Raw genomic sequence first — 19,327 nt, forward strand, 5'->3', positions numbered from 1 at the left:
CTAGGCCACGACAGATCCGACGCGCCTGCGGCAGTATGGGTTTCATGCCACTCGATCGGACCCGCACCGCCGTCCTCGCCCTGCACTGGCAGGTGAACGTCATCGAACCCGAAGGGTTCTTCGGCCCCATGCTCGCCGAACCCGTTGCGGCGAGCGGGGTTGTGGGGCGGGCGACCGCCTTTCACGCCGCGGCGCAGCAGGCCGGGCTGCCGCTGGTCTTCACCCGCTTCACCATTCCCGTCGGCGAGGGCGGCCTGGTGCGCAACACCGGTTTCATGCGATCGGTGGCCGCGGCGCAGACGGAGTTCCGTCCGGATGCGAAGGGCTCGCCCATCATCGGGGCGATGGCGGAGCAGGCCGCGCGGGGCGCGGTGTTCGACAATCAGAAGCTGTCCGGCCTGGCCGGTAGCGCCCTGCCGGACTGGCTGGCGTCGCGCGGCATCGATACGCTGCTGATCACCGGTGTCGCAACGAATCTCACCGTGGAGCAGACCGCCCGCCACGGCACCGACCTCGGATTCACCGTGCACCCGATCGCCGACTGCGTGGCGGCCGCGGCGCCGCAGGCACACGAGGCATCGCTGGCCGACCTCGACCTGACGACCGCGGGCCCCCTGTCCGCGGCGGAGGCGCTCGACGAGCTGGGCGCGTGACCTGTTGCGGCACAGCGGAATTCATACCATGTTGTGCGCGGTGAGCCAGCGCATGATCGGCCAGCCGCAGAACACCGGCAGCCAGCAGGTCAGCACCCGGTAGAGCAGCACCGCCGGGACCCCGATCGAGGCGGGCACGCCGAACGCGGCCAGGCCACCGATCAGCGCGGCCTCCACCGCGCCGACGCCGCCCGGTGTCGGCGCGGCCGAGGCCAGCGTGCCGCCGATCATGGTGACCACCGTGACCGTGACGAACGTCGCGCTGCCGCCGAATGCCTCGATGCTCGCCCACAGCGCCCCCGCCATGCCGAGAGTGATTGCGGCACAGCCGCCCACGATCATCGCCAGCCGCGACGGGCTGTGCGCGAGGTCGCGCAGCTCGCGCACCACCTCGGCCAGCTGGGGCCGGACCTCGGTGCGCAGCCAGCGCCGCACCGTCGGGACGAACATGGTCGCGCCGAGCAGGCCGAGCAGCGCACCCGCCACCAGATACAGCACGGTGGCGTCGGGGACGAAATGCGACAGATTCGCCGAAACCCCCGCCGCCACACTGAAGAACAGCAGCAGCACCACGTGCGTGATCACCTGCACCGACTGCTGTAGCGCCACGGACGCGGTGGCGCGCACCGTGCCCAGGCCGTTCTGCTGCAGGAACCGCACGTTCAGCGCGAGACCGCCGACCCCGGCGGGCGTGGTGGTGGCCGCGAAGGTGTTGGCCACCTGGGCGAGCAGCAGTTTGGGGAAGTTCACCGACTCCGAGGTGCAGCCCCACAGCGCCATGGCCGCACCGAGATAGGTGCCCATCGACACCGCCAGCCCGAACAGCGCCCACCACCAGTTGGCCGTGCGCAGTTCGGTGACGAACGTCGGCACCTGGCTGATGTAGGGATAGGCGACATAGACCAGGCCGATGAGCAGCACCAGCTGGATGATCTGGCCGCGCGTGTACCGGGTGATCCGCGCGGCCTCGATGCGGTCCTCACCGGTCTGCTGCTGGACCTCCGCCCGCACCTTCTTCATCAGATCGCCGGAGTCCGGGACCGACTTGCGCACGGGCGCCGGTATCGCCGAATTCGTCAGCCGCCGTGAGGCATTGAGCACGGCCTGCTCGCCGCAGACCGCAATGGCGGTGCGCACCACCGGCTCCACGCCGAACAGCGCGCTCGTGGACAGCAGCAGCTGTGCGGTGTCGGAGGAGAATCGCGGCTCGTAGGAACCGAATTCGGCGGCCATGAACCCGCCGAACAGCACCCGGCCCTCGACCACGCGGATCTCCTCGGCGCGCAGGTCGCCGTGCGAGATCTGGGCGCGGTGCATGTTCTGCAGGGCGCGCCACACATTGGTGAGCACCGCCTCGCTGTCCGACGCGGACAGCGCCGTGCCGCGCGGCACGGTGTGCGCGTACAGCGTCCATCCGCGTTCCAGCGCCGCGACGGTGAGCGGCTTGTTGCTGGCCAGGCCCACGTCGCCGATGGCGATGCCCATCAGCGCGCGGTGTTCGACCGCGCGGCGCAGCGATGCGAAGGCCGGGGCCCGCTCGCTGCTGCGGAAGGTCGCCCAGCGGCGCAGCTGCCGCAGCATGCCCCAGCTGCGCTGGTTCTGGCCGTACAGTTCCACCGTCAGCCGGTGTTCCGGGCCGGTCTCCGCCGACAGCAGCAGCGGTCCGGGACCGGCGGGGCGCAATACGGTGAATCCGGTGACCGTATAACCGCGTTTGGCCAGCACCCGCACCGCGGCATCCAGCGGCACCTCCAGCGCGGGCGTGCCGACCAGCAGCACGATCACCGCACCGACGCACCACCCGACGGCCAGGCCGAACATCGCCCGCGACGGCACCACCAGACTCACGAACAGGTGCAGCGGCACGAACGCCAGCAGCAGCGCCCACCACCAGCGCCGCCACGACGCGGGCAGCCACGGGCTGGCCACGGTCAGCATGGCGGTGAGCATCGCGATCCAGCGCGGGTCGTCGAGGAACTGCGACAGAAAGGTGTTCAGCTGCTTGGGCACCGCCAGATGCCACTGCGGCGCCGAGAGACCGGTGCCGGTGATCGACAGCAGCACCACCGCGATCAGGCCCGCCGTCAGATAGCCGAACAGCAGCGTCCACTGCCAGCGGAAGATCAGCCGGACCAGGATGGCGAAGGGCAGCGCCACGATCGCCACGCCGTAGCACAGATAGACCAGATTCGACTGATCCGGCGTGAGGATGCCGACGATATCGGAGACCGAGCGCTCCAGCGCCTCCCAGCGTGACCGGGTGATCAGCGATCCCGCGACGACCAGCGCCACCAGCAGAGCCGACAGCACCACGCGGAGGATGTCGCTGGTGCGCCGGATCCGTGGCTGCAGCAGGCTGCCGGAGACGGGAATCTCCCGCCCGTCGACTCGCATGTCGTATCGGATCTTTCGGATCGAGGGAGCGGCGTCGGTCCCGGGGTCGGCTCGCGTGTGAGTATGCAGCAGCGCCGCGAGCCGACCGGTGGCAACACGCCGCTGCCACCGCGCGGGTGCCGGTCGCGCCCGCTCGGCAGCGCCGTCCCGGGTGTCTCGGCCGGGCGGGCTCACACCGTCGGCTCGGGTCGGGCATGACGCCCGCCGGCGGTCGGGGACACGGTCAGGTCGCCCCGTGCGGCGCCCGGGATATCGCCGACCGATCGAGCGCCCGCGACCCCGTTGCCCGCCTCCCCCTCGGACCCGCCGACGCTGTAGACGCCGCCGGTCATCGTGCCCGCGTCGAGTTCGGCGATGGACGCGGCCACCTGGTCGGTCGGCACCAGCGCGGGAAAGGAGTTGGGGGCGATGGCATTCGCGCGCACCCCGAACTCGGCGAATTCGGCGGCCAGATGGCGGGTCAGCTGGTTGAGCGCCGCCTTCGAGGCCGCGTAGATCGCCTGCCCGCCCGGATAGACCTCGGAACCGGAGATGCTCGAGACATTGACGATATTGCGGTTGCGGGCACGGTTCTCGGCATCGCTGTGCAGCCACAGCCGCTGCGCCAGCCGCGTCGAGAACCGCAGCGGCACACCGACATTCAAGGCGAAATGCGGGTCGAACTCGTCCAGCGCGGCGTCGCCGTCGACGACACCGCGCGGCTGCATCCGGGTGTGGGCGGCATTGTTCACCAGCAGATCCACGGTCCCGAACTTCGCCAGCGCCAGGTCGACCACCCGTTCCACCTCACCGTCGCGGCTCAGGTCGGCGCGCACCACGAAGACGCGGGAGGCGTTCTCGGGCAACGGCGTCGACGGCTCCAGCGGATCGATGAACCATTCGTCCTGCGACGGAGCGGCGGGCACCCGGGTGCGGCACACCGCGACGATGTCGTAGCGGGTGTGGAAGGCGCGGCAGAAGGCGTCGCCCAGGGTGCCGCCCGCTCCGGTCAGCAGGCAGACGCGGCGGTTGTCACCAGTCGGCAATGCGATCTCCTCCCCAGCGGCGTACCGCCTCGTCCTTGGGCCGGTGCAGCCACATCACCACGCAGTTGCGGGCGGCAGCATTGGCACCGACGAAGGTGTGCCACGACCGCGGCGTGCACTCGAACACCACCATCGAATTGTTCAGCGGCGGAACCAGTGTCGTCGATCCCGGCGCGGCATTCTCGCCCCCGTCGGCATGCGCGAACAGCCCGGTTTCCCCGCCGTCGCCCGGCCGCCACGGCTCGTTGTTCAGATAGAACAGCACCGCGACCGCGCGCACCAGCTCGCGCGCAGCGGTTCCCGCGGGCCGCTCGCCGGTGCGCAGATCGATCGTGGGGCCGGGCAGCCCGACCGCGCCGGATTCCGGCGGTTCCGCAGGGAACCAGGCCGGTGTCAGATCGTGATGCGGCCAGCCCCGCGGACTGCCCGGCGCGTGATGATGCAGCGAGCCTTCGACATCGCCGCTGGCCCGCACCCCGGCCACCCGCTCGATCAGGTCGTGCCAGGCCCGCGACAGGAACACCTCCAGCGGGCCGTTGCGCACCGCGACCAGACTCAGTCCCGTCGCGCTGTAGCCGTCGGCGACCGGTGTGAACCGGCCCTGTTCCCGGTGCACCCGCTCGAATTCCTCGGCGAGTCGCCGATAGAACTCCGCCACGAACACGTCGCGGACGTACACGTGCGGAAACGGCCGAGCCCGGCGGATCCAGCGGCGATGTGCCAGCAGATCGGTGAACCACCGCGGTAGCGGCGCCTCGGTTGCCATGCGTACTCCCTCCCGGACAATCCCCCGAGATCCTATTGCGTGCACGTTGTGGGTGGATTCCGGCCTTTGTCCCGACAATGACCGTTGAGCGTGCAACGATCACTCTGTGGTTCGTGACGTCCGTATCTGCTTCGTGGGGGATTCGCTGGTTGCCGGGTTGGGAGATCGGCAGTGCCTGGGCTGGGCGGGCCGCCTCGCGGCGCGGGCCGCGGGGGCGGGGCAACCACTGACCTACTACAACCTCGGCGTCCGCCGGCAGACCTCCACCGAGATCGCGGAGCGCTGGGAGGCCGAATGCGCGCCGCGGCTGCCCGCCGACGTCGACGGCCGGGTGGTGTTCTCCTTCGGGGTCAACGACACCATGTCCGAGGACGGCCGCGCCTGGGTGGCCACGGAGCGGTCGGTGGCCAACCTGACCGCGATGCTGCGGCGGGCGCGCGAACTCGGTTGGCCGACACTGATGGTCGCGCCGCCCCCGGTCGACGACGACGAACACAACGGCCGCACCGAGAAATTGGATGCGGAGTTCTCCGAAGTCTGTGACGCCGAGGGCGTTTCGTACGTGCGCGTGCACCAGCCGCTGCGGCAGAGCGGAACCTGGATGCGCGAGGTCACCGCGGGCGACGGCTACCATCCCAGCGCCGACGGCTACGAGGAGTTCGCCGCGCTCATCGTGCCGCACTGGCTGCTGTGGCTTTCCGAACCCGGGTCAGGACTGCCCGCCGTCCGGTGACACCCCGTCGCGATGCGCGCTCTCGCGGCCGCGGGTGATCGAGGTGCCCTCCGGCAGCAGCTTCTGCACCATCGGCATCAGGTGCGGGCGCTTGGTCGCGACCAGTCCGGAACCGACCATCACGCCGAGCGCGATGGCCATGATGGTCAGCAGCGTGGTGACGATGACGTGCACGCCGTCGCTACCCACGCCGGTGACCAGCTCGGACACCCCGGTCAGTCCGATGGTGCCCGGCACCAGCATCCAGAACGCCGGGAGGAACACCACCTGCACGGGTGGCGCGTGCCGGTCGCGCTGGATCAGGTACGCGGCCGGGACCGCGACCAGTCCACCGAGGAACGCGCCGAAAAGATCGCCGCCGGACAGTTTTCCGAGTTCCTGCGCGCAATAGGTGGCGTACAGCACCACCAGCAGCCACAGGATCGAATCCGGCGGCGCGCTGGAGCGCCAGGAATGTCCGAGGCCGATGAGCAGCACCCCCAGCACCGGCGCCCACCAACCCAGCTGCACCACCGTCTCGATCCGGTGCGGGTCGGTCCCGATGATCTGCAAACCCACCAGGATCCCGAACGCCAGCAGGAACAGCATGTTGATGCCGTAGACGAGTCGGCTGGACCCCGCCACCATCGATCCGGTCGCGAGTTCGATGGTGCCGTTGGTGAGCACCGCGCCGGGCAGCAGGGCGGCGACCGCCGGGACGATCAGCTGGGTGGGATAACCCCCGGACAACACCGCGGGAAACCCGAAGGCCAGCAGCGTAACCGTGGCCCCGGCGGCCACCGGCAGCGCCAGCCGCAGCAGCCGGAACCGGTCGGCCAGCATGATCAGCACCTGGACCACCAGGCCCAGGACGCAGTAGCCGACCAGCGCCCGGGCCGACGGGTTGAGCATCATGCCGAGGCCCAGCGTGAGCACCACATTGCCGAGCAGTTGCAGCCAGATCGCGGTCGGTGGCGGCGCGTCGAGGATGGTCTCGAGCTCGGCGGTGGCCCGCGCGGGCGGTGGCAGCGTCCGCTTGATCTCGGCGATCAGGCGGTACAACCTGTCGATCTGATCCAGGCGCAGCGTGCCGACATCGGCGTCGAGCAGGTCGATATAGGTATTGCCGCCCGCATCCTCGACGCGCACGAATACCGCGGTGGGCAGCACGAAGAAGCGCACCTCGTCGTAGCCGTAGCGGTGCGCCAGATCCTCGAGGATCACCTGGACCCGGTTGGTCGTCTCGACCGAGCCGATCAGCGCGACGCCCACCCGGCGCAGCAGGTCGAGCAGGTCGGTGGGGATCGGCGGCTCGTCCGGCCGCGGCGCCTCCGCGCGCTGCCGATGGTGGCCGCGTATCCAGTCGCGGACCGGGCCCGCCAGCCGCGCCGCGGCCGACGACCAGCGGCGCGGGGCGTCGCGGGGACCCATGTCGGCGCGCGCCGGAGAGCGTCGCGGCACTGCGCCTCCTCGATCGGCAACCTGATGGCTTCCCGGTGAGGCTAGCGCCTCGGTGCGCGAATCTGTGGCACGCCGACCGGTTGCCGAATCACCGATTAGTTACCGTGAGCCGTCCCGTCTGCATGGAGGAGTACGCGCCGAGCCACTTCCGGGTCGGTGCCAGGCAGGACCGAATCGAGGTTTCATCATGGGGAAAGTCGTTGTCGCCGAGTTCGTTTCGCTCGACGGATACATTCAGGATCCGCTGTGGACCGCACCGTTCTGGAGCGACGGCATCGGTCGCTACAAGGACGCCGAGATGGGCGAGGCCGACGCGCTGCTGCTGGGCCGCTCGTCGTACGAGATGTTCGCCGCGTCCTGGCCGGAGCATCCGGAGGAGGGCGACTACAAGGTCAAGATGAACAGCATGCCCAAGCATGTGGCGACGACGACCCTGACCGAACTGGAATGGAATGCCGAGCGGATCGAGGGTGATGTCGCCGAGGGTGTCGCGAAGCTGAAGGCCGACCGCAACCTGCTGCTGATGGGCAGCGGCAGCCTGATCGGCTACCTGCGCGACCACCGGCTCGTCGACGAATACCGGCTGGTGATCTACCCGGTGCTGCTCGGCAGCGGCCTGCGCCTGTTCGGCGACACCGAGCAGGAGGCGACGCTGGCGCTGGCCGAGTCCGAGGTGCTCGACAACGGGGTGATCCTCGCGACCTACCGGGTCACCGAGAACTCCGTCACCCGGCCGAGTTTCGACTGATATATCTGCGGGACCCGTTGCCGCCCGGCGGATAGCATGGGCCGGATGGGTGAGTCCGGTGAATCGAGGACAGGCGAGGCCGAACTGCACGCGCGGCGGGCCGGTTCGTTCGGCGCGGAGGCCGCGGCCTATGCCACCCATCGCCCCGACTATCCGCCCGCGGGCATCCGATGGGCGCTGCAACCACTCGGTGACATCGCCGCACCGCAGGTCATCGATCTCGGGGCGGGGACGGGAAAACTCACCGCCGGATTCGTGGACGCCGGTGCGCGGGTGACGGCCGTGGAACCCGACGAGGCGATGCGGGCGGAGTTCGCGCGGCAGCATCCCGGCGTCGCCGTCCGGGCCGGAAGCGCGGAAAGTATTCCGCTGCCGGACGATTCGGCGGACGCAGTGGTGGCCGGGCAGTCGTTCCACTGGTTCGACCCGCCGCAGGCGTTCCCGGAGATCGCGCGGGTGCTGCGGCCGGGCGGGGTGCTGGCGGCGTTCTGGAATATGCACGACTCGTCGGTCGAATGGGTGGCCGAGCTCGATCGGCTGTCGCGATCGCAGGTGTCGTTCCAGCGGCGCGCCCAGGACGCGGAGCCGTCCCATCCGCTGTTCCGGCCGTTCGAGCGTTCCTATTTTCCGCACGCCCACCGGCGCACCGCCGAGAGTCTCGCGGAGACGATCGGCACCCACTCACACGTCCTGGTCGTATCGCCGCGGGAGCGGGCCGAGATCCTCGGGCGCATCACAGGATATCTGCGCGGTCGTCCGGAGACGCGGGACGGAGAATTCGACCTTCCCTTGCGCACCTTGGTGATTCGCACCGTCCTCGGCTGACGGCGGGGCTCAGCGCGTCTCCAGCACCGCCATCGCCGCATTGTGCCCGCCGATACCGCTCACGCCGCCGCCGCGGACCGCCCCTGCGCCGCACAGGAATACATTGGGGTGCGCGGTGCCCACTCCCCAGCGGTCGGCCGGAGCGTCCCCGGCATCGTCGCTGCGGTACGGGAATTCCAGGTCGCGGTGGAAGATATGCCCGCCGGGCAGGCCCAGCTCCCGCTCGAGGTCCAGGGGAGTCTTCGCCTCGAGACAGGGACGGCCGTCGCCGTCGACGGCCAGGCAGTCGCGGATCGGCTCGGCGAGCACCGAATCCAACTGCGCCAGTGTCGATTCGACGAGATTCGCGGTCACCCTCTCGGGGTCGTCGACGAAAAGCCTTGCCGGAGCGTGTAATCCGAATAATGTGAGAGTGTGCGCGCCGCTCTCGGCGAGTTTCCCACCGAGGATCGAGGGGTCGGTGAGCGTGTGGCAGTAGATCTCCGACGGCGGGGCGGCCGGGAGGGCCCCGCCCGCGGCCTCGCGGTAGGCGCGCTCCAGCTGCGCGTATCCCTCGGCGACATGGAAGGTTCCGGCGAACGCATCGCGCGGATCCACCGCATCCCGGAGCCGGGGCAGCCGCCGCAGCAGCATATTGATCTTGAGCTGAGCGCCCTCGGCCCGGTCGGTGGGCTCCGCACCGAGCAGCCGCGACAACTCCTCCGGTGCGGCGTTCACCAGCACGTGCCGGGCGCCGACGGCACCGCCGCCGTAGCGGACTTCGGCTGTGCGGCCGTCGGTTTCGAGCGCGGTGACCTCGTGGCCGGTGCGCAGTTCGGCCCCGGCGGCGCGGGCGGCCGCGGCCAGTGCGTCGGTCAGCGCACCCATGCCGCCGAGGGGCACATCCCAATCGCCGGTGCCGCCGCCGATGACGTGGTACAGCAGGCAGCGGTTCTGGCGCAGCGCCGGATCGTGGGCGTGGGTGAAGGTGCCGATCAGCGCGTCGGTGAACACGACGCCACGCACCGTATCGTCGGCGAAGCGCGCCTCGATCGTCTCGCCCAGCGGGCGTTCGAAGATCGCCTCCCAGGCGGCGGGATCGTCGACCAGGCGCCGCAATTCGGCGCGGGTCGGCAGCGGGCCGGTCAGCGTCGGGAATACCCGTTCGGCCAACCGGCCGGTCATCGCGTAGAACCGCTCCCACGCGAGGTAGTCCGCCTCGCTGCCGGTCAGCCGGAGAAAGCTTGCGCGCGTACGGTATTCGTCGGCCGAGTCGATCAGCAGGCCGGTGTCGCCGACCGGCGTGTACGACGAGATCCGGCGGCGGCGGGTCTCGAATCGCAGGTCCAGATCCCGCACGATCGACCGCGGCAGCAGGCTCACCAGGTACGAGTACCGCGACAGCCGCGCATCCATCCCGGCGAAGACGCGCTCGGAGACCGCCGCGCCACCGGTGTGGCCGCGGCGCTCCAGCACCAGCACCGAGCGCCCGGCCCGGGCCAGATAGGCGGCCGCCACCAGTCCGTTGTGGCCGCCGCCGACGATGACGACGTCATACGAGGCATGTGTCGGCTGCATCCGGCCTGGATACCACGAAATCCGGGGCCCGGGACGCTCAGTCGGCCGGTGTCGCCGACTTCCTCGCCAGCAGGTACCCGTGCGGGCACCGCTCGTCCGGATCGGGTGGGCGCCGCAGCTGCGCGATGGTGCGGAAGCCACCGGCGAGCAGCACCTCCGACATCCGGCGCAGCGACCATCGGAAGACCGGCGCCACGCGGTGGTCGTAGGGCTGCACGTCGTGGATCTCGTCGTCGGCGGCCTGGAAGCCCAACAGCAGCGGGGCGCCGTCGGTCAGCACCCGATCGAATTCGGCGACGATGCCCGGCACCCGCTCCGGCGGCGTGTGAATCATGCTGTACCAGGCCACGAGCCCGCCGAGCGTGGCGTCGGGCAGGTCCAGCCGTTCCATCGAGCCGATCTCGAACCGCAGGTGCGGATGCGCGGCCCGGGCCAATCGGATCATCTCCGGAGACAGATCCATGCCGAACACATCCAGCCCGAGGCCGTCCAGGTGGATGGTGACCCGCCCGGGCCCGCAACCGATATCGGCGACCGGCCCGCGCCCCTGCGCCAGTTAGGCGAAGACGCCGAACATGGCGCGGTCCAGGGGCTGGGCCTGCATCACGCCAGCACTGATCTCGGCGTACAGTTCCGCCACCTCGTCGTAGGCCTCGCGGGTGCGCCGCACATCCTCAACTCCCGTCACCGCCGCGAGTTTACGGATCGGGTCCGACACCGTCCCCCGGCCGACGGCCTGCGCTATTACGGTGTTATCGGATCGCCGCCCCGGACGGCTCGGCCGTCGCGTGAAAAGTGTTCTGCCGTAATACAGTTCGCGCCCGCGGAAGATCAGGCATCATGGGCGCATGGGATCGAGAGCAGACCGCTGGGACAGCTTCGTCGAGCACCTCCGATCGGCCCCCGCCGCGCTGCCCGCCGACCTCCGCGGATCGGTGTTCGAGGCGGCCTCCGGGGGTGAGGCGTCGGCACTCCCGGAGGACTTGGCGCCGTTCGTCGACACCGTGGCCCGCCACGCCTACCGCGTCACCGACGAACAGGTCGCCACGCTGACCGCGGGCCGCTCCCAGGACGAGGTGTTCGAGACCACGGTGGTCGCGGCCGCCGGCGCCGCCGATCGGCGACTGCGGGCCGCCCTGCGCGCGATGGAGGAACGGCCATGAGACTCGATATCGTCGACCACGGGCACGACCTCCCCGGCCGCTGGACGCTGCGCGCCATGCGCGTACTCGGCCGCAGCGAGGTGCCCGACGTGATCAAGGTGCTGCTCTACCGGCACCGCTACTTCAGCACCCCCTTCGGCGACCTGCTCCAGGACCTGATGCGTGGACCGTCGGCGTGGAGCGTCGGCGAGCGAGAACTGTTCGCCACCTTCACCTCCGACCGCAACCGGTGCGACTTCTGCCGCACCTGCCACCAGACCGTCGCCGAGAGCTACCAGACGCCGGAGCTGGTGATCCGCGCGTTGCAGCGGCCCGCCGAATCCGGTCAGCGCATCGAAGTCGTCGTCGTCCTGGACTTCCTGGCGAAACTGGCCGAGGCGCCCAACGATGTGAAACCCGCCGACGTCGAGCGCGTGCGCGCCGCCGGGGTGACGGATGCGGCCCTGGAGGAAGCGGTCCGCATCAGCGTCGCGTTCCACACCATCAACCGCATCATGGACACGATGGGCGGCGTCCCGCCGCAGGGCCGGGCGCTGACGCTGACGAGGTGGTTCCTGCGCCGGATGGGCTACAACACGCCACCCACGGTGAAGTTTCTGTCCTCGGCGGGGTAGCGGGCGTGAAAACGCGTGTGCCCGATGGTTATTCCTGGGCGACGAAGGCGGGGATGCCGTGCGGTTTCGCGCGGGCCAGCTCCACTGCCGGGCCGTTGCCGATCCGCACGGTGAGCGGAAAACCGCTGCCGCTGCGCGCCATCGGCTCGAAGGCGATATGGGCGAATCCGGCGTCGGGGCCGCTCGCCGCGGCGAGCCGATCCAATTCCTTCGTCACCAGCACCCACTGATCGCGCGGAACGTATTGGCGCATCACCGAATGCCACACGACGGTGAGCGTTCCCGGCACGGGCTCGACCTGCGCCAGGAACTCGGCGGCGCCGACGGCGGTGACATCGGCGGGAATCCGCGCGGCCACCCGCAGCGCCCCGTCCAGGCGTGCGGCCCGCTCCCGCTGGTCGGGCCAGACGTAGGACCGCAGCGCCAGTGCGCCCCCGGGTGACAGCGGATCCAGCGGCGCCGGATCGCAGCCGCGGCGTTCGACGACGGTGAGCCGCGGATGGCGCCGCGCCGCTCGCGCCAGCCAGCCGGGCACGGCACCCGCCCAGGCCCCGCCGAGGGAGACGGGCGAATCCGGCGGTCCCCACTCGAAATCGTCGGTGTACCAGTGAAACCGGTCCGCGCGCAGATTCAGGCCCGCGCTGCTGCCCAGCTCCAGCAGCCGCACCGGCAGCGCGATCGCGTCGACGGCCGCCAGCAGCCCGGCGAGCAGCGGAACGGCCCGGCCGACCTCGTTGGTCTGGGGTGGTCTGGTCAGCCAGTCCCGAATCCATTCGGGGTGCGCCGCGACGACCTCCCGAAACGCTTCCCGGGCACCGTCTTCGGCGGCGCGCGCCGGTGCCCCGGCGGCGCTCGGATAGTAGGCCGCCAATTCGGGCGCCTGCCCCGTCAGGACCAGCGCGTGCACGCCGCCGAGCAAGCGCAACGGCACGGCGTCGGCGGGCGGCGCCTCCGCGTGCTCGGCGAGCACCCGCGCGCACGGCCCATCGGCCTCGATGTCTCGCGAGATGCCGGTCAGCAGTGCGGCATACAGCGGAGAACCCAGTTTCGCGCAGGCCCGGGCCTGTAGGTCGAACTGCCGCACAAGAGACATGCCTGCACTATGCCCTAACCCGTCGGTCGGGCGCCGAGCATGTCCAGCGCCGCCAGATGGCTGAACAGCACCGACGCCCCGATCGGGTTGCCGCCGCCCGGATACACCGTGCCACTGACCGCGGCCATCGTATTGCCCGCCGCGTACAGCCCCGGGATCGGTGCTCCGGACCTGTCGAGCACCCGGGCCGCGGTATCGGTGCGCAACCCGCCCTTGGTGCCCAGGTCGGAGATGCCGAACGCGGCCGCGTGGAACGGGCCCTTCCGGATGGGCACCAGTGGCGACCTCCCCTCCGAGAAGGCCCGGTCGTAGGCCTCGTCACCGCGCCCGAAGTCCGCGTCCACACCGGCGTCGGCGAACTCGTTGAACCGCGCGACCGTAGCGGCCAGCGCCGCGCCCGGCACCCCGATCCGCTCGGCGAGTTCGGGCAGCGAATCGGCGGTGTGCCACAGGCCCGCCTCCACGTAGCGCGCGGTATCGACCATCGGCACGTTGCTGGCCTGCACCGGTGGCACCGGTCCCGTCGAGTCGTCGTAGATCATCCAGTACGGCAGCGTCATCGCGCCGTCGTGCAGCCGCGCGATGATCTCGCGGCCCAGCCGGTCGTAGGGTGCCGACTCGTTGACGAACCGGACGCCCTCCCGATTCACGAAAATGCCTCCGGTGAACCACAGTGCGAACGCCGCGCGACCGTCCGGGTGGATCATCCCGGGCGACCACCACGCCTGATCCATCAGATCGGTGTCCGCGCCGATCGCCATGCCCGCCTCGTGCGCCCTGCCCACATTGCCCCACGGGCCCATGGTGTCGCGGGCCCGGCCCGGCACGCCGAATCGCTTGCGCAGCAGGTCGTTTCCCTCGAATCCGCCCGCTGCCAGCAGCACACCGCGGCGCGCCCGGATCGCCACTCGCTCACCGCCGCGCTCCACGACGGCCCCGGTCACCGTGCCGTCGCGCACGACCAGTTCGACGAGCGCCGAGTTCGAATGCAGTGCGGCCCTGGGATATCGGGACAGCGCGAGCAGAAACCGGCCGATGAGGGCGCGCCCGCCGATCAGGGTCTTGGGCGCCGGGTCGCCGTGCCGGTCGGTGGCGAGCGGGCCCCGCACGGAGTCGCGCAGCGCGCCGAGTTCGGCGGCGGGCAGCGGGACCGGAACAATGTGACGTTTCCCGTCGGTCCGGGCACCGGGCGCCTTGCCGAAATAGTCCGGCCACGGAAACAGCTGGAACGCAAAGCATTCGTCCTGTTCCAGATACTCGATCACCCCGGCGCCGCCGCGAATGTAGGTCTGCTGCAACGCATCCGGCGTCCGATCGCCGACGACCGCGCGGAAGTAGGTGAGCGCGTCGTCGACGGTGTCGTCCACCCCTGCCCGCCGCAGCACCGGGTTGCACGGAAACCACATGCCGCCCCCGCCCGAATACGCCGTCGTCCCACCGAATTTGTCCGTCGCCTCGACCACGGCCACCGACAGTCCCTCCCGGGCCGCCGTATACGCCCCGGCCAGTCCCCCGCCCGACCCCGCCACCAGCACATCGACTTCTTCGTTCCAGACCGTCACCGCAACTCCCTGAGGTTCGCCAGGATTTCGACGCTAGGTGTCGCGGCGCCGCCGTGTACACCGATCGTCCCGGTCTCCAGGAGTGGGGCGGGTCAGTGGGCGCGCGGGAGGTAGGCCAGGCCGTGCGCACCGGGCTCGCCGCGCTTGGCGATCGGCAGCGAATTCAGTAGCTCCCAGGTCCGCAGGTCGATGATGTCGACGATGGAGGAGGCCACGGTCGCGACGTAACCCAGCCGTCCGTCCGGTGCGGCGGTGATCGTCAGCGGGAACTCGCCGGTCAGCTCCACCCGGGCGATCGGTTTCCGGGTCGCCGTCGAGAAGGCGCTGAGCCTGCCCGGCCGGTGGCGGCCGAGCGCCGACGATTGGTCGGCCGACATCCGCACTTCGCCGGTGAGCAGGATTCCGGTGGTGGTCAGGCATACGGGGAAGACCACGTGCTCGGTGGGCAGCAGATCCACGACCGAGGCGCTCGCGGTATCGATGACTCGGATGCCGTTCGGGGGCCGCTCGGCGCCGCCGGATCCGAGCGGGCCGTAGGGCGCCGCGACATAGAGTTCGCGGCCGTCCGCCGACACCGCCAGCCCCTCGCTGCCCGGCACCTCCACCGTCGCGGTGAGTGTCCCGGCGGACAGATCCACACACGACACGAACGGCGCCTCCTTATTGCTCGCGTAACCCTTCTCGCCGGTGGGATCGATGACGAACCAGTGCGGTCCGGGAGCACCGGTATCGATGCGGCCCAACGGCTTTCGGGTTGCGGTGTCGATGACGACGACACCGCCCGTCCGGTCGTCGCTCCCCTCCACGCTGACGTACAGGCGGCCGCGGGCGGCATCGAGGGCCATGCCGTGCGGCCCGTGCTCCGGTGCGAGATCGACGACCTCGACCACGCGGAACGAGTCTGGGTCGATCACGGTCACCCGGGTGCGCCGCCCGGAGTTGTCGTGGTAGTAGCCCGAGGCGTAGGCGCTGGTACACCACAGCAGGCGCTGCACCGGGTCGAAACACAATTCGTGGGGCTCGGCGAGCACCTCGACCGCGCCGATCGGCTCGTCGGTGACGGCGTCGAAGAATGTCACGGTCGGGCCGCTCTGGCTGACGACGGCCAGCACGTCACCGGTGCGGTCGGCGCGGGCATGGGGAATGGTCACGGCGCTTGCCTCCTGGGTCTGCGGGTAAAGCCTCTGCTCCCCACCCTCCACGCAGTGTGTTTATCGAACAATGCAAGAGTTGATCATCAATAATTGACTACTGTGATAACAAAGGACCTGAACCTGCTGCGTATTCTCGACGTGCTGCTGCAGGAGAACAGCGTCACCGCCGCCGCGGAACGGCTGGGCACCTCGCCGCCCGCGGTCAGCCGCTCGCTGGCGAGATTGCGTCGCATGACGGGCGATTCGCTGCTGGTGCGCGCCGGGCAGGGGCTCGTGCCCACGCCGCGGGCGGTGGAAATCCGCGAGGAACTGCGCGCGGTACTCCACCGGGCCGACCAGATCCTTCGTCCCGGAACGGAATTCGATCCCGGCGACCTCCGGCGGACCTTCACCGTGCAGACCGGCGAGCTGTTCCTGCTCGGTCTCGCGATACCGCTGCTCGACAGCGTGCGCCGGGAGGCGCCCGGCGCCGATATCGTGTTCGTGCCCGAGGCGCTGGAGGGCACCCCGGCGCTGCGCCGCGGCGAGATCGATGTGGAAGTCGGTGCGCTGCAACACCTCGACCCCGAGATCCGGCACGAACACCTCGCCACACTGCCCGTCCTCGGCGTGGCCCGCTCCGGCCATCCGCTGTTCGACGCGCCGATCGACGCCGCGCGGTTCGCCGCGGCCGATCACATCGGCATCTCCCGCCGCGGCCGGCAGCGCGGCCCGATCGACGACGCCCTCGGCCGGATCGGGCTGCGCCGCCGGGTCGCCGTGGTCGTCCCCAGCCATACCAGCGCCATGCTGCTCGCGCGCTCCACCGACCTCGTGACCCTGACCGCCGCCTACGGACCGGACCGCGGCGACGGCCTGCGCACCTTCCCGATCCCGCTCGAGCTCCCCGCGATCGAAATCGGGATCGCGTGGCACCCGCGCAACGACGGCGATCCCGCGCACCGATGGTTTCGCCGCCGCCTGACCGCGACGTTTCGCGCGGAGCATTCCCGCCGAGCGACTTGACGCCCGGTATATCGGGGTGCCATTATTGAAAGGGGAAGGCACCGAGTATTCGGATGTCTATTTTGGTTTTGCCTCTCGACATGGGTCGATTCGGGGTGTAATTTGGGATCTCGCGCCGGGGCGCGTGCTGTCGACTCTCGGAATGTCTATTGATGTGGAAGGCGATGCTGTCTGTGCTCGGGCGGCGTCCGGCACCGGTGCGCAATGCGAATACAGCTGGAAGGACGCATCTTGGCAGTCTCGAATCGGACCAATGCCGAAATTTCCGCCGATACCGGAGTGCGTGGCGCGCCGAAGCGGGTCTCGTTCGCCAAACTCCATGAGCCCCTGGAGGTTCCGGGGCTGCTGGATGTCCAGACCAAATCCTTCGAGTGGCTGATCGGCGCCGGGCTGGCGGAGGTGCTCGAGGAGGTCAGCCCGATCGAGGACTTCTCCGCGACGATGTCGCTGTCGCTCTCCGACCCGCGCTTCGAGGAGGTCAAGACCTCCGTCGACGAGTGCAGGGATAAGGATCTGACCTACGCGGCGCCGCTGTTCGTCACCGCGGAGTTCATCAACAACAACACCGGTGAGATCAAATCGCAGACGGTCTTCATGGGCGATTTCCCGATGATGACCGAAATGGGCACCTTCGTGATCAACGGCACCGAACGTGTGGTGGTCTCGCAGCTGGTTCGTTCACCGGGTGTGTATTTCGACGGGTCCATCGACAAGGGCACGGAGAAGCTGCTGCACAGCGTCCGGGTGATCCCGAGCCGTGGCGCGTGGCTGGAGTTCGACGTCGACAAGCGCGACACCGTGGGCGTGCGCATCGACCGCAAGCGCCGCCAGCCCGTGACGGTACTGCTCAAGGCGCTCGGCTGGACCGGCGAGCGGATCACCGAACGCTTCGGCTTCTCCGGGATCATGATGTCCACGCTGGAGAAGGACAGCATCGCGACTACCGACGAGGCGCTGCTCGACATCCACCGCAAGCTGCGTCCGGGCGACCCGCCGACGAAGGAGTCGGCGCAGGCGCTGCTGGAGAACCTGTTCTTCGCCGAGAAGCGCTACGACCTGGCCCGGGTGGGCCGCTACAAGATCGACAAGAAGCTCGGCATCCGCACCGGCGGGTCGCGGGTGCTGACCGAGGAAGATCTCGTCACGATCATCGAGTACCTGCTGCGCCTGCACGCGGGCGATGCGGTGATGACCGCGCCCGGCGGCGTCGAGGTCCCGGTCGAGGTCGACGACATCGACCATTTCGGCAACCGTCGGTTGCGCAGCATCGGTGAGCTGATCCAGAACCAGGTCCGGGTGGGGCTGTCGCGCATGGAGCGCGTGGCGCGCGAGCGCATGACGACCCAGGACGCCGAGGCGATCACGCCGCAGACCCTGATGAATATCCGCCCCGTCGTCGCCGGGATCAGGGAGTTCTTCGGCACCTCGCAGATGTCGGTATTTCTGGACCAGCGCAATCCGCTCGCGAGCCTGACCCAGAAACGTCGCCTCTCGGCGCTCGGGCCGGGCGGCCTGACCCGCGAACGCGCCGGACTCGACGTCCGCGACGTGCACTACAGCCACTACGGGCGGATGTGCCCGATCGAGACGCCGGAGGGCCCGAATATCGGGTTGATCGGCTACCTGTCGGTGTACGCGCGGGTGAATCCGTTCGGCTTCATCGAGACGCCGTACCGAAAAGTGGTCGACGGCACGGTGACCGACGAGGTCGTCTACCTGACCGCCGACGAGGAAGACCGCCACGTGGTGGCGCAGGCGAACGAGGCGCTCGATGCCGCGGGGCGTTTCGTCTCGCCGCGAATCCCGGTGCGCCGCAAGAATTCCGAGGTCGAGCTCGTCGACACCGCCCGCGTCGACTACATGGATGTGTCACCGCGCCAGATGGTGTCGGTGGCGACGGCCATGATCCCGTTCCTCGAGCACGACGACGCCAACCGCGCCCTGATGGGTGCGAACATGCAGAAGCAGGCCGTGCCGCTGATCCGGTCCGAGGCACCGGTGGTCGGCACGGGCATGGAGCTGCGCGCGGCGATCGATGCGGGCGATATGGTCGTGAACGAGAAAGCCGGTGTGGTGGAGGAGGTTTCGGCCGACTACATCACCGTCATGGCCGACGACGGCGGCCGCAAGTCCTATCGGTTGCGCAAGTTCGCGCGCACCAATCAGGGGACCTGCGCCAACCAGCGTCCGATCGTGGACGAGGGGCAGCGGGTCGAAGCAGGTCAGGTGCTCGCCGACGGTCCCAGTACCGACAGCGGCGAGATGGCCCTCGGGAAGAATCTGCTGGTGGCGGTGATGCCGTGGGAGGGTCACAACTACGAGGACGCGATCATCGTGTCGCAGCGCCTGGTCGAGGACGATGTGCTCACGTCCATTCACATCGAGGAGCACGAGATCGACGCTCGCGATACGAAGCTCGGTGCGGAGGAGATCACCCGGGATATTCCGAATGTCTCCGACGAGGTGCTCGCGGATCTGGACGAGCGTGGCATCGTGCGCATCGGTGCGGAGGTCCGCGATGGTGACATTCTGGTCGGCAAGGTCACGCCGAAGGGTGAGACGGAGCTGACGCCGGAGGAGCGGTTGCTGCGGGCG

Annotated in this window: 18 protein-coding genes; 8 read left to right on the forward strand and 10 right to left on the reverse strand. The window is 69.6% G+C overall.

The genetic code is table 11. The features are described from left to right. Nucleotides 1–44: 44 nt before the first annotated feature. On the forward strand, nucleotides 45–653 hold the full coding sequence (locus QH290_RS06110; protein ID WP_280268369.1) for a cysteine hydrolase family protein: 609 nt from the start codon (nucleotides 45–47) through the stop codon (nucleotides 651–653). A 21-nt stretch (nucleotides 654–674) separates the two neighbouring features. Here QH290_RS06110 and QH290_RS06115 read toward each other — a convergent pair whose 3' ends face one another. The 3 genes from QH290_RS06115 to QH290_RS06125 all read right to left on the reverse strand — a co-directional run bounded on the left by QH290_RS06115 (nucleotide 675) and on the right by QH290_RS06125 (nucleotide 4,838). Further along, entirely contained in the window at nucleotides 675–3,047 is a 2,373-nt protein-coding gene (locus QH290_RS06115) for a lysylphosphatidylglycerol synthase transmembrane domain-containing protein (RefSeq protein ID WP_280268368.1), read from the reverse strand. Nucleotides 3,048–3,217: 170 nt separating this feature from the next. Beyond that, a complete protein-coding gene (locus QH290_RS06120) occupies nucleotides 3,218–4,072 on the reverse strand; it encodes an SDR family NAD(P)-dependent oxidoreductase (RefSeq protein WP_280382213.1) in 855 nt (284 codons plus the stop codon). Further along, nucleotides 4,059–4,838, reverse strand: a complete 780-nt coding sequence (locus QH290_RS06125; RefSeq protein WP_280262604.1) for a 2OG-Fe(II) oxygenase family protein — start codon at nucleotides 4,836–4,838, stop codon at nucleotides 4,059–4,061. Before QH290_RS06125 ends, QH290_RS06120 begins: the two co-directional genes overlap by 14 nt. A gap of 106 nt (nucleotides 4,839–4,944) precedes the next feature. Here QH290_RS06125 and QH290_RS06130 point away from each other — a divergent pair, with 106 nt between their 5' ends. Then, complete coding sequence (locus QH290_RS06130) at nucleotides 4,945–5,571, forward strand: DUF459 domain-containing protein (protein WP_280382214.1); 627 nt, start codon at nucleotides 4,945–4,947, stop codon at nucleotides 5,569–5,571. On the opposite strand, the gene QH290_RS06135 is transcribed toward QH290_RS06130, so the two are convergent. Further along, nucleotides 5,548–7,011: a threonine/serine exporter family protein gene (locus QH290_RS06135; protein WP_280382215.1), complete on the reverse strand. Its 1,464-nt coding sequence runs from the start codon at nucleotides 7,009–7,011 to the stop codon at nucleotides 5,548–5,550. The genes QH290_RS06130 and QH290_RS06135 overlap by 24 nt on opposite strands. A 187-nt stretch (nucleotides 7,012–7,198) precedes the next feature. Here QH290_RS06135 and QH290_RS06140 point away from each other — a divergent pair, with 187 nt between their 5' ends. Both QH290_RS06140 and QH290_RS06145 read left to right on the forward strand, forming a co-directional pair. Next, entirely contained in the window at nucleotides 7,199–7,759 is a 561-nt protein-coding gene (locus tag QH290_RS06140) for a dihydrofolate reductase family protein (protein WP_280262610.1), read from the forward strand. A 45-nt stretch (nucleotides 7,760–7,804) separates the two neighbouring features. Then, nucleotides 7,805–8,584, forward strand: coding sequence for a class I SAM-dependent methyltransferase (locus QH290_RS06145; protein ID WP_280262613.1), 780 nt, complete (start codon nucleotides 7,805–7,807; stop codon nucleotides 8,582–8,584). A gap of 9 nt (nucleotides 8,585–8,593) precedes the next feature. On the opposite strand, the gene QH290_RS06150 is transcribed toward QH290_RS06145, so the two are convergent. The 3 genes from QH290_RS06150 to QH290_RS06160 are packed head-to-tail and all read right to left on the reverse strand — an operon-like array spanning nucleotide 8,594 to nucleotide 10,829. Then, complete coding sequence (locus tag QH290_RS06150; RefSeq protein ID WP_280382216.1) at nucleotides 8,594–10,141, reverse strand: phytoene desaturase family protein; 1,548 nt, start codon at nucleotides 10,139–10,141, stop codon at nucleotides 8,594–8,596. A gap of 37 nt (nucleotides 10,142–10,178) precedes the next feature. Then, on the reverse strand, nucleotides 10,179–10,697 hold the full coding sequence (locus QH290_RS06155) for a class I SAM-dependent methyltransferase (RefSeq protein WP_342213713.1): 519 nt from the start codon (nucleotides 10,695–10,697) through the stop codon (nucleotides 10,179–10,181). Beyond that, nucleotides 10,698–10,829, reverse strand: coding sequence for a hypothetical protein (locus tag QH290_RS06160; protein WP_280382217.1), 132 nt, complete (start codon nucleotides 10,827–10,829; stop codon nucleotides 10,698–10,700). It lies immediately after the preceding gene. Between the two features lie 160 nt (nucleotides 10,830–10,989). Here QH290_RS06160 and QH290_RS06165 point away from each other — a divergent pair, with 160 nt between their 5' ends. Beyond that, the gene (locus QH290_RS06165; protein ID WP_280262618.1) at nucleotides 10,990–11,304 is read left to right on the forward strand and encodes a hypothetical protein; all 315 of its coding nucleotides are present in this window, start codon (nucleotides 10,990–10,992) and stop codon (nucleotides 11,302–11,304) included. Further along, nucleotides 11,301–11,918, forward strand: coding sequence for a carboxymuconolactone decarboxylase family protein (locus tag QH290_RS06170; protein ID WP_280382218.1), 618 nt, complete (start codon nucleotides 11,301–11,303; stop codon nucleotides 11,916–11,918). The genes QH290_RS06165 and QH290_RS06170 overlap by 4 nt, the downstream gene beginning before the upstream one ends. A gap of 28 nt (nucleotides 11,919–11,946) precedes the next feature. Here the strand turns inward: QH290_RS06170 and QH290_RS06175 are convergent, their stop codons facing one another. From QH290_RS06175 to QH290_RS06185, 3 genes are all read right to left on the reverse strand, one after another. Continuing rightward, entirely contained in the window at nucleotides 11,947–13,011 is a 1,065-nt protein-coding gene (locus QH290_RS06175; RefSeq protein ID WP_280382219.1) for a DUF2332 domain-containing protein, read from the reverse strand. Between the two features lie 14 nt (nucleotides 13,012–13,025). Further along, a complete protein-coding gene (locus QH290_RS06180; protein ID WP_280262624.1) occupies nucleotides 13,026–14,573 on the reverse strand; it encodes an FAD-binding protein in 1,548 nt (515 codons plus the stop codon). 92 nt (nucleotides 14,574–14,665) lie between these two features. Continuing rightward, nucleotides 14,666–15,724: a YncE family protein gene (locus tag QH290_RS06185; protein WP_280382220.1), complete on the reverse strand. Its 1,059-nt coding sequence runs from the start codon at nucleotides 15,722–15,724 to the stop codon at nucleotides 14,666–14,668. A gap of 102 nt (nucleotides 15,725–15,826) precedes the next feature. Here QH290_RS06185 and QH290_RS06190 point away from each other — a divergent pair, with 102 nt between their 5' ends. Together QH290_RS06190 and rpoB are read left to right on the forward strand one after the other, a co-directional pair. Then, entirely contained in the window at nucleotides 15,827–16,732 is a 906-nt protein-coding gene (locus QH290_RS06190) for a LysR family transcriptional regulator (RefSeq protein WP_280382225.1), read from the forward strand. Nucleotides 16,733–16,936: 204 nt separating this feature from the next. After that, nucleotides 16,937–19,327 (forward strand): DNA-directed RNA polymerase subunit beta (gene rpoB / locus QH290_RS06195; protein WP_280382222.1); only part of this gene is annotated, 2,391 nt, incomplete at its 3' end.

This window comes from Nocardia wallacei, assembly GCF_029869545.1.
In the GTDB taxonomy this organism is placed as follows: Bacteria; Actinomycetota; Actinomycetes; order Mycobacteriales; family Mycobacteriaceae; genus Nocardia; species Nocardia wallacei_A.